The following is a 9,023-nucleotide window of genomic DNA, read 5'->3' on the forward strand; positions in this document are numbered from 1 at the left end:
GGACCCGGATGCCGGCGACGGTCACCTCCGCGCCGCTGGCGATGTGCTGCTCGACCATCTGCCGGGGGTCCATCCGGTAGACGTGGTCGGCGCCGAACACCACCACGTGGTCGGGCTGGTCGTCGTACACGAGGTTGAGGCTCTGGTGGATCGCGTCGGCCGACCCCTTGAACCACTGGGGCCCGAGCCGCTGCTGCGCCGGCACCGGGGTGACGTAGTTGCCCAGCAGGTTGGACATCCGCCAGGTCGTGGTGACGTGGCGGTCGAGGCTGTGCGACTTGTACTGCGTCAGCACGACGACCTGGAGGTAGCCCGAGTTCACGACGTTGGACAGCGCGAAGTCGATGAGGCGGTAGATGCCTCCGAACGGGACCGCCGGTTTGGCCCGGTCGGCCGTCAGCGGCATGAGCCGCTTGCCCTCTCCGCCGGCGAGGACGACTGCGAGGACCTTCTTGCGCGGGGGCGTGATGGCCATGCGATGAAACTAGCCGTCCGGAGGGGCGCGGTCGACCACCCGCGAGGGCTAGGTTTTCGGCATGCGCATCGATGTCGTCAGCAAGGAGTACCCACCGGAGGTCTACGGCGGTGCCGGCGTGCACGTCGCGGAGCTGGTTCGCGCGCTGCGCGTGCTTCCCGACGTCGACGCGCGCGTGCGCTGCTTCGGTGCCCCGCGGTCCGAGCCCGGCACGACGGCGTACGCCGAGCCGGAGTCGCTCGCCGGCGCCAACGCCGCGATCCGCACCCTCGGCGTCGACCTCGCCATGGTCGACGACTGCGCCGGCGCCGACCTGGTCCACTCCCACACCTGGTACGCCAACATGGCCGGGCACCTCGCGAGCCTGATGCACGGCATCCCCCACGTCGTGAGCGCCCACTCCCTCGAGCCGATGCGGCCGTGGAAGGCCGAGCAGCTCGGCGGCGGCTACGCCCTGTCCAGCTGGGCGGAGCGGACGGCGTACGAGGGTGCGGCGGGGATCATCGCGGTCAGCGCGGCGATGCGCGACGACGTGCTGCGCAGCTATCCCGCCGTCGACCCGGCGCGGGTGCACGTGGTGCACAACGGCATCGACACCACGCAGTGGTCGCCGGTTCCCGACCCCGACCGGGTCCGCGAGCTCGGCGTCGACCCCGACCGGCCGAGCGTGATCTTCGTCGGCCGGATCACCCGGCAGAAGGGCCTGCCGCTCTTCCTCCGCGCTGCCGCCGCCCTGCCTCCCGAGGTGCAGCTCGTGCTGTGCGCGGGAGCGCCGGACACCCCGGAGATCGAGGCCGAGGTGCGCGGGCTCGTCGAGGAGCTCGCCGCCACCCGATCGGGCGTCGTGTGGATCGCCGAGATGCTGCCGCGTCCCGACGTCGTCGCGCTGCTGACCGCGGCCACCGTCTTCGCGTGCCCGTCGATCTACGAGCCGCTGGGCATCGTCAACCTCGAGGCGATGGCCTGCGAGACCGCCGTGGTCGCCACCGCCACCGGCGGCATCCCCGAGGTCGTCGTGCACGGCGAGACCGGGTGGCTCGTCCCGATCGACCAGGCCACCGACGGCACCGGCACCCCCCTCGACCCCGAGAAGTACGTCGCCGACCTCGGCGCCGCCCTCACCGACGCGGTCAGCGACCCCGAGCGGGCACAGGCCTACGGCGTCGCCGGGCGTCGCCGGGCCGAGGAGGCGTTCAGCTGGGACGCGATCGCCGCGCGGACCCTGGAGCTCTACCGCTCGCTGACCTGACCTGAGCGGCTCGCCTCGCCGTCGTACGGACCGAACGGCCCTCATCATCGGGTGCGCTCGCTCGAGCGGCATCGTCCGTCAGGCGATCGGTCCGTACGACCGCCTGTGGAGAACGCGCGCCCGCGGCGGTCGGCACGACCATGCTGGGAGCCGTGGACATCGCGACCCGCATGCCGCTGCTCGGAGGCGTGGCGACCAGGAGCATGCTGGTCCGGCTCACCTCACGCAGGGACCTCGATGACGCCGTCGCGTCAGGCCTCCTCGTCCGGGTCAACCGGGGTCGGTACGCCGTACCCGGCGTGCACGAAGGCACGGAGCTCGCTCTCAAGGTCACCGGTCACGTGTGCCTCGCCTCGGCCGCACTGGCCCACGGATGGAAGGTGAAGGTCGTACCAGCGCTGCCTCAGGTCGCCGTGCCGAAGGACCGGCGCATCGCGGCGTCGCTCCGGGCGTCGATGTACCCGGTCTGGACCGACCTCGGCGAGGACGACGTGGAGGGTCTGGCCACGACGGCGGGAAAGACCCTCGAGATGTGCGGTCGGCTGCTCCCGCTCGACGAGGCGCTCGCGATCGCCGACTCCGCCCTGCGCGACGGCTTCCCGCACGGGCAGCTGCTCGACCTGGCCGCCGCCGCCAAGGGACCGGGCTCGGCACGCCTGCGACGCGTGGCGGCGCTCGCCGACGGGCGAGCGGCCAATCCGTTCGAGTCGGTGCTGCGTGCGGTCGCGGTCGACATCCCCGGCCTCGAGGTGGCACCACAGGTGGAGATCCGCGGCACGCTCGGCCTGGCCGCACGTCCCGACCTCGTGGACCTGCGGCTGCGCATCGTGCTGGAGGCCGACTCGTTCGAGTGGCACGGCGACCGGGCCGCCCTGAGGCGCGACGCGCGCCGCTACGACCTGCTCGTCGCCAACGGCTGGACCGTGCTCCGTTTCGCCTACGAGGACGTCATGCACGACCAGGACTGGGTGCGTCGGGTGCTCGCGTCCACCGTCGAGCGGACCCAACGCAGGGGCGGGCTCGGCGCGTGAGCGCGTGAGGCACGTCCGCAAGCCCGGTCGGTCCGCACGACGGCACGCCCCGGACCATCGCGGTCCGGGGCGCGCAGCGTCGCGTCAGCGGGAGGAGGCGGTCGCCGGCTCCTGCTCGTACGGCGCCGACTCGTGGTCGTCGACCATCGTGGCCTCGTCGAACCTGTCCTCACCGGACAGCACCCGGTCGAGCTGGGCATGGTCGAGGGTGCCGGTCCACTGGCCGACCAGGATGGTCGCGACCGAGTTGCCGGCGAAGTTCGTCACCGCACGGGCCTCGGACATGAAGCGGTCGATGCCGACGATGAGGCCCACGCCGTCGAGCAGCTCGGGACGGTGCGACGACAGGCCTCCGGCGAGAGTGGCCAGGCCCGCGCCAGTGACACCGGCCGCACCCTTCGACGCGATGATCATGAAGAGCAGCAGCGAGACCTGCTCGCCGATGCTCAGCGGCTTGTCGAGCGCGTCGGCGATGAAGATCGACGCCATCGTCAGGTAGATCGCGGTGCCGTCGAGGTTGAAGGAGTAGCCCGTCGGGACGACGACGCCCACCGTGGTCTTCTCGACACCGGCGTGGTTCATCTTCGCGATCAGTCGCGGCAGCGCCGACTCGGAGGAGGACGTCGAGACGATCAGCAGGAACTCGCGGCCGAGGTACTTGAAGAGGCTGAAGATGTTCACGCCGGTCACGACCTTGAGGATCGTCCCGAGCACGAGGAACACGAAGAGCGCACAGGTGATGTAGAACGCGACCATGATCGTCAGCAGGCTCCGGATCGCATCGACGCCGGTCTCGCCGACGACAGCCGCGATGGCGGCGAACGCGCCGACGGGGGCGGCCCACATGATCATCGCGAGCACCCGGAAGACCAGGCGCTGGAGGTGACCGATGCCGATGAGGATCGGCTGGCCGGAGCGGCCCATCGCCTGCAGCGCGAAGCCGACGAGGAGCGCCACCAGCAAGGTCTGGAGCACCTCGCCCGACGTCAGCGAGGACAGCAGCGAGTCGGGCACGATGCCGAGGATGAAGTCCTGGGTGGAGCCAGCGGCCTCCTTGGCCTGCTCCTTCCCCACTCCCGCGACGTCGTCGGAGAGGTTGAGCCCCTCACCCGGGTCGAGCAGGTTGCCCACGACCATGCCGATGGCCAGGGCCACGGTCGACATCGTCAGGAAGTACGCCAGCGCGAGGCCGCCCACCTTGCCGACGCTGGCCGCGCTGCGCACGGAGCCGACGCCGATGACGAGGGTGCAGAAGATGACCGGCTGGATCATCATCTTGATCAGCGCGACGAAGGTCGTCCCGATCCACTTGAGCCCGACGGCGAAGTCCGGGAAGACGAGGCCCGTGATCGCGCCGAGGACCACCGCGATGATGACCGCGATGTAGAGGTAGTGGGTGCGGTCCCTCGTGACCGTCGTGTCCTGCGTGGTGTCGCTCATGGTGCCTCCGACTTCGTGCTGCTGGTGAGGTGCGGGCCTGTGCCCCGTGCCACATCCTGTGCGGCGATGTGACACCGGTCACCCTTGTGTTCGTTGAGTTCACGCAAGCAGAACGTGGACCGGCCCCACCACCTCCCTAGGGCACAATGCGCCCATGCCCACCGCCGCGGGTGCCCGCCGGGAGAGCCCGGTCGCCCGGCAGATCCTGTTGCTCCAGGTGCTGGTCGTCCTGGTCCTGGTGGTCGTCGCGACGGGGCTGGCGGCCCTCGACGCCCGCCGTGACACGCGCGCCTCCGCCCGTGACGAGGCAGTGTCGGTGGCCCTCTCGGTCGCCGACTCCCCCACCGTTCGGCAGTCGCTGGCCACCCCTGACCCGACCGCCACGCTGCAGCCCTTCGCCGAGGCTGTCCGGGCCGACACGTCGGTCGACTTCGTGGTGATCATGGACCTCGACCGCCGCCGCTTCACGCACCCGACGGTGTCCCTCATCGGCAAGAAGTTCGTCGGCGACCTCGGCGGCGCCCCCGAGGGCCGGGTGTTCACGCAGGAGTACGCCGGCACGCTCGGCCGCTCGATCCGCTCGGTCGTGCCCGTCCGGTCCGCCGACGGCGACGAGGTGGTCGCCCTGGTCTCGGTGGGGATCACCCTCACGCGCGTCGACGAGCAGCTCCGCGGGGACCTGCCCGGGATCCTGGTCGCCGGCCTCGGCGCGCTGGGCGTCGGCCTCGCCGGCGCGTGGCTGATCGCTCGGCGACTGCGCCGCCAGACGCACGGTCTCGGCGAGCGGGAGATCACCCGGATGTACGAGTACTACCGGGCCGTCCTCGGGGCCGTGCGCGAGGGGCTCCTGCTGGTCGACGACGACCTGCGCGTCCAGCTCGTCAACGAGGAGGCCGTCCGCCTGCTCGCCCTGCCCGCCGACGCCGAGGGTCGCTCGCTCGCCGACCTGGGCCTGCCGCCGGGGCTGGTGGCGGCCGTCGAGCACCGCACCGCGATGGCCGACCAGACCTACGTGCTGGGCCAGCAGGTGCTCGTCTTCAGCTCGGCGCCGGCCTACTGGCGTGACGCCGAGGTCGGTGCGGTGCTCACGGTCCGCGACCGCACGGAGCTGCAGGCGGTCACAGGTGAGCTGGACCTGGTGCGCGGGCTGACCGAGTCGTTGCGGGCGCAGAACCACGAGGCCGCCAACCGGCTCCACACGATCGTCTCCCTGGTGGAGATGGGTCGCGTCGAGCAGGCCGTGGAGTTCGCCACCGCCGAGCTCGAGGTCGCCCAGGGGCTCGCCGACGAGCTCGTGTCGGCGATCGAGGAGCCGGTCCTCGCGGCGCTGCTCCTCGGCAAGACCGCACAGGCGGCGGAGCGCGGCATCGAGCTGGAGATCGTGGGCGGCCTCCCGGTCGAGCTCCCGGTCGACCCGCGCGACCTCGTCACGCTGGTCGGCAACCTCGTGGACAACGCCTTCGACGCCGTGGCGCTCACCCGCGCCACCACGCCCCAGCGGGTGCGCGTCGAGCTGGCGGGCGACCTCGACAGCCTCACCGTCGGCGTCGACGACTCGGGTCCGGGGATCGCGACCGACGACCGTGCGCACGTGCTCGAGCGCGGGTGGTCGAGCAAGGCCCAGGAGGGTCGCGGGCTCGGCCTGGCGATCGTCGCGCAGGTGGTGTCCCAGCACGGCGGCACCCTCGACGTCACCGACTCCCCGCTCGGCGGCGCGCGGTTCGTGGTCGGCGTACGCCGCCGGGTGGCGGTCCCCACGAACAGCGGTCAGGCATGAGCGTCCGCGTGCTCGTCGTCGAGGACGAGGAGGTCGCCGCAGAGGCGCACGCGACGTACGTCGGACGCGTGCCCGGATTCGAGCTGGCCGGCGTGGCGCGCTCGGCTGGCGAGGCCGTCCGGCTGCTCGACCGCGACCCGGGTGTCGACCTGGTCCTGCTCGACATGCACCTGCCGGACGGCCACGGCCTGGGCCTGCTGCAACGCCTGCGCGCCGAGGGTCGGCCGCTGGACGTGATCGCGGTGACGTCCGCGCGCGACACCGACGTGGTGCGTCGGGCCGTCTCCCAGGGCGTGGTGCTCTACCTCCTCAAGCCGTTCACGTTCGCGGCCTTCCGCGGCAAGCTCGAGCAGTACGCCGAGTTCCGCTCGCGCCTCGAGCGCGCACCGACCGACGTGGTGCAGGACGACGTCGACCAGCTCTTCGGCGCGCTCCGCGCCCGGCCCACCGGCGAGGCCCTGCCCAAGGGGATGGCCCTGGACTCGCTGCGGTCCGTGGTCGAGGCACTGCGCCGACGGCCCGAGGGGCTCTCCGCGACCGAGGCGGCTGCGGCGATCGGTGTCTCACGGGTCACCGCGCGTCGCTACCTCGAGCACCTCGCCGACGAGGGTCGCGTCACCCGCGCGCCCCGCTACGGCGGCGCCGGGCGCCCCGAGGTGGGCTACGTCTGGGTCGGCGCCGGCCACGACTGAGGGCTGCCGAACCGGTCGATGCGGTCTACCGTGGACCATCGCGCTGCGTCGAGGAGGCGACATGGCCCAGCCCGTCCCCGAGCCCGTCCCGCCGGCCGTGCGGGCGCAGATCCTCGCCACGGAGCACTGGGGCCTGCTCGCCGTGCGCAGCCAGACGTGGAACGAGGTGATGGGACGGATCTCGGCGCAGCTCACCTTCGCCTCGGCATCGCTGGTGTTCCTCGCCCTCGCCGTGCAGGGGCTGGGCTACTCCCAGACGTTCCGGACGCTGGCGATCTCGCTGGGGCTGGTCGTCCTGGTCACCGGGACGCTGACGAGCTTCCGGGTCGCCAACGCCAGCCAGGAGGACTACTTCTTCGTCCTGGGGATGAACCGGCTGCGCGCGGCCTACGTCGAGATCGACCCGACCCTGGCGCCCTACTTCATCACCGGGCTGCACGACGACCCGCGCGCGGTCCAGCACACCTACACGATGGGTCCCACGCGCGACGTCAACCACGTGCTCGCCAGCACGGCCATGTTCGTGGTCGTGGTCAACACCATCGTCGTCGGTGGCATCGTCGCCTTCGCCGCATGGCCGCTGGGCGCCTGGGCGGCATCAGGGATCGCGGTCGTCGCGGCCGTCGCGCACCTCGGTGCGTGGTTCGTGCACGGACGGCGCACCTTCGCCGTCAACACCGATGCCCGGTGGGTCCGCTTCCCCACGCCGGCGAGCCGGGCCTGACCCTCAGCCCAGCACGAGCCCGGGGTAGAGCGGGTGCTTGTCGAGCATCTCGCCCGACCGCTTCGTGACGCGGTCGGCGACTCCGTCGCCCAGGACGTACGACGCCTTGCTGGGGCCACCGGCCTTGGTCGTGCCCGCCTCGGTGTTGCTGAGCACGTCGACGATGAGCTCGGCGACCGTGTCGAACTCGTCGTGGCCGAAGCCTCGCGTGGTGAGGGCGGGGGTGCCGAGCCGGATGCCGGAGGTGTACCACGCGCCGTTGGGGTCGGACGGGACCGAGTTGCGGTTGGTGACCACGCCCGCGTCGAGCAGCGCCGACTCGGCCTGGCGGCCGGTGAGGCCGTAGGACGAGACGTCCAGCAGGACGATGTGGTTGTCGGTGCCGCCGGTGACCAGCTCGGCGCCGCGAGTGAGGAACCCCTCGGCCAGCGACTTGGCGTTGTCGGCCACCTTCTGCGAGTAGTCCTGGAACTCGGTCGTGCGGGCCTCGGCGAAGGCGACGGCCTTGGCGGCCATCACGTGCGAGAGCGGGCCGCCGAGCACCATCGGGCAGCCGCGGTCGACGTCGGCGGCGAACTCCTCCTGGGCCAGCACCATGCCGCCGCGCGGGCCGCGCAGCGACTTGTGGGTCGTGGTGGTGGTGATGTGGGCGTAGGGCACCGGGTCCTCCTCGCCGGTGAAGACCTTGCCCGCCACCAGCCCGGCGAAGTGCGCCATGTCGACCATCAGCACGGCACCGACCTCGTCGGCGATCTCGCGCATCTTGGCGAAGTTCACGCGGCGGGGGTAGGCCGAGTAGCCGGCCACCAGCACGAGCGGCTTGAACTCCCGGGCCTTGGCGGCGACGGCGTCGTAGTCGAGCAGGCCGGTCTCCGGGTCGGTGCCGTACTGCTGCTGGTGGAACATCTTGCCGCTGATGTTGGGACGGAAGCCGTGGGTGAGGTGGCCGCCTGCGTCGAGCGACATCCCCAGCAGTCGCTGGTTGCCGAACTCGTGACGCAGCGCCTCCCAGTCCGCCTCGGCCAGCTCGTTGACGTTCTTCGCGTCGAGCCGCTTCAGGGTCGGGGTCTCGACCCGGTTGGCCAGGATCGACCAGAAGGCGACCAGGTTGGCGTCGATCCCCGAGTGGGGCTGCACATAGGCGTAGGGCGCCCCGAACAGCTCCCGGGCATGCTCGGCGGCGAGCGACTCGACCGTGTCGACGTTCTGGCAGGCGGCGTAGAAGCGGTGCCCGACCGTGCCCTCGGCGTACTTGTCACTGAACCAGGTGCCCATCGTCAGCAGCACGGCCGGCGAGGCGTAGTTCTCCGAGGCGATCAGCTTGAGCGAGCCCCGCTGGTCCAGCAGCTCCTGGCGAGTGGCAGCCGCGATCCGCGGCTCCACCGACTCGATGACTTTCAACGCCTGCTCGTAGGCGCCGGAGGTGAGCTGGGACAGGGTGGCATCCGTCATGTCGCCAGCCTAGGGCCCGCGGTCGCCGGTGGTGTCACCTCGGTTGTGACGTACGACGCACGGAGGCCGCCGTTCCCGCCTGATTCGGGCCGCACCGTCTCACTATGTGGCAGTGCGTCTCTCATCATGAGATTTCACCTTGTGGACAGACTGTCCGAGAGTTGAGACTCCTTGACATGACTC

8 protein-coding genes are annotated in these 9,023 nt (G+C 71.4%); 5 read left to right on the forward strand and 3 right to left on the reverse strand.

Annotated elements, in window-relative coordinates:
• Positions 1-475: sugar phosphate nucleotidyltransferase (locus JWN97_RS19065; RefSeq protein ID WP_297626566.1), on the reverse strand; the 475-nt coding region annotated here is incomplete at its 3' end.
• Positions 476-536: 61 nt separating this feature from the next.
• On the opposite strand from JWN97_RS19065, the gene glgA reads away from it, so the two are divergent.
• Both glgA and JWN97_RS19075 read left to right on the forward strand, forming a co-directional pair.
• The gene (gene glgA / locus JWN97_RS19070) at positions 537-1,724 is read left to right on the forward strand and encodes a glycogen synthase (protein ID WP_297626568.1); all 1,188 of its coding nucleotides are present in this window, start codon (positions 537-539) and stop codon (positions 1,722-1,724) included.
• A 152-nt stretch (positions 1,725-1,876) separates the two neighbouring features.
• Positions 1,877-2,755 carry a DUF559 domain-containing protein gene (locus tag JWN97_RS19075; RefSeq protein WP_297626570.1) on the forward strand — a complete coding sequence of 293 codons (879 nt, stop codon included), beginning with the start codon at positions 1,877-1,879 and terminating at the stop codon, positions 2,753-2,755.
• Positions 2,756-2,839: 84 nt separating this feature from the next.
• Here the strand turns inward: JWN97_RS19075 and JWN97_RS19080 are convergent, their stop codons facing one another.
• Positions 2,840-4,195: a cation:dicarboxylase symporter family transporter gene (locus JWN97_RS19080; RefSeq protein ID WP_297626573.1), complete on the reverse strand. Its 1,356-nt coding sequence runs from the start codon at positions 4,193-4,195 to the stop codon at positions 2,840-2,842.
• 154 nt (positions 4,196-4,349) lie between these two features.
• Between JWN97_RS19080 and JWN97_RS19085 the strand changes: the two genes are divergently transcribed.
• From JWN97_RS19085 to JWN97_RS19095, 3 genes are all read left to right on the forward strand, one after another.
• The gene (locus tag JWN97_RS19085) at positions 4,350-5,972 is read left to right on the forward strand and encodes a sensor histidine kinase (protein ID WP_297626576.1); all 1,623 of its coding nucleotides are present in this window, start codon (positions 4,350-4,352) and stop codon (positions 5,970-5,972) included.
• Positions 5,969-6,664, forward strand: coding sequence for a response regulator (locus JWN97_RS19090; RefSeq protein WP_297626584.1), 696 nt, complete (start codon positions 5,969-5,971; stop codon positions 6,662-6,664). The genes JWN97_RS19085 and JWN97_RS19090 overlap by 4 nt, the downstream gene beginning before the upstream one ends.
• Positions 6,665-6,725: 61 nt before the next feature.
• Positions 6,726-7,388, forward strand: a complete 663-nt coding sequence (locus tag JWN97_RS19095) for a hypothetical protein (protein WP_297626597.1) — start codon at positions 6,726-6,728, stop codon at positions 7,386-7,388.
• 3 nt (positions 7,389-7,391) lie between these two features.
• Here the strand turns inward: JWN97_RS19095 and JWN97_RS19100 are convergent, their stop codons facing one another.
• Complete coding sequence (locus JWN97_RS19100; protein ID WP_297626604.1) at positions 7,392-8,840, reverse strand: glycine hydroxymethyltransferase; 1,449 nt, start codon at positions 8,838-8,840, stop codon at positions 7,392-7,394.
• Positions 8,841-9,023 lie beyond the last annotated feature (183 nt).

It is taken from the genome of Nocardioides sp. (assembly GCF_025965415.1).
In the GTDB taxonomy this organism is placed as follows: Bacteria; Actinomycetota; Actinomycetes; order Propionibacteriales; family Nocardioidaceae; genus Nocardioides.

Bases quoted from the DNA above. Each gene is read 5' to 3' on its own strand.
- glgA (WP_297626568.1), top strand. From the start codon at position 537: ATGCGCATCGATGTCGTCAGCAAGGAGTACCCACCGGAGGTCTACGGC.
- JWN97_RS19080 (WP_297626573.1), bottom strand. From the start codon at position 4,195: ATGAGCGACACCACGCAGGACACGACGGTCACGAGGGACCGCACCCAC.
- JWN97_RS19085 (WP_297626576.1), top strand. From the start codon at position 4,350: ATGCCCACCGCCGCGGGTGCCCGCCGGGAGAGCCCGGTCGCCCGGCAG.
- JWN97_RS19090 (WP_297626584.1), top strand. From the start codon at position 5,969: ATGAGCGTCCGCGTGCTCGTCGTCGAGGACGAGGAGGTCGCCGCAGAG.
- JWN97_RS19095 (WP_297626597.1), top strand. From the start codon at position 6,726: ATGGCCCAGCCCGTCCCCGAGCCCGTCCCGCCGGCCGTGCGGGCGCAG.
- JWN97_RS19100 (WP_297626604.1), bottom strand. From the start codon at position 8,840: ATGACGGATGCCACCCTGTCCCAGCTCACCTCCGGCGCCTACGAGCAG.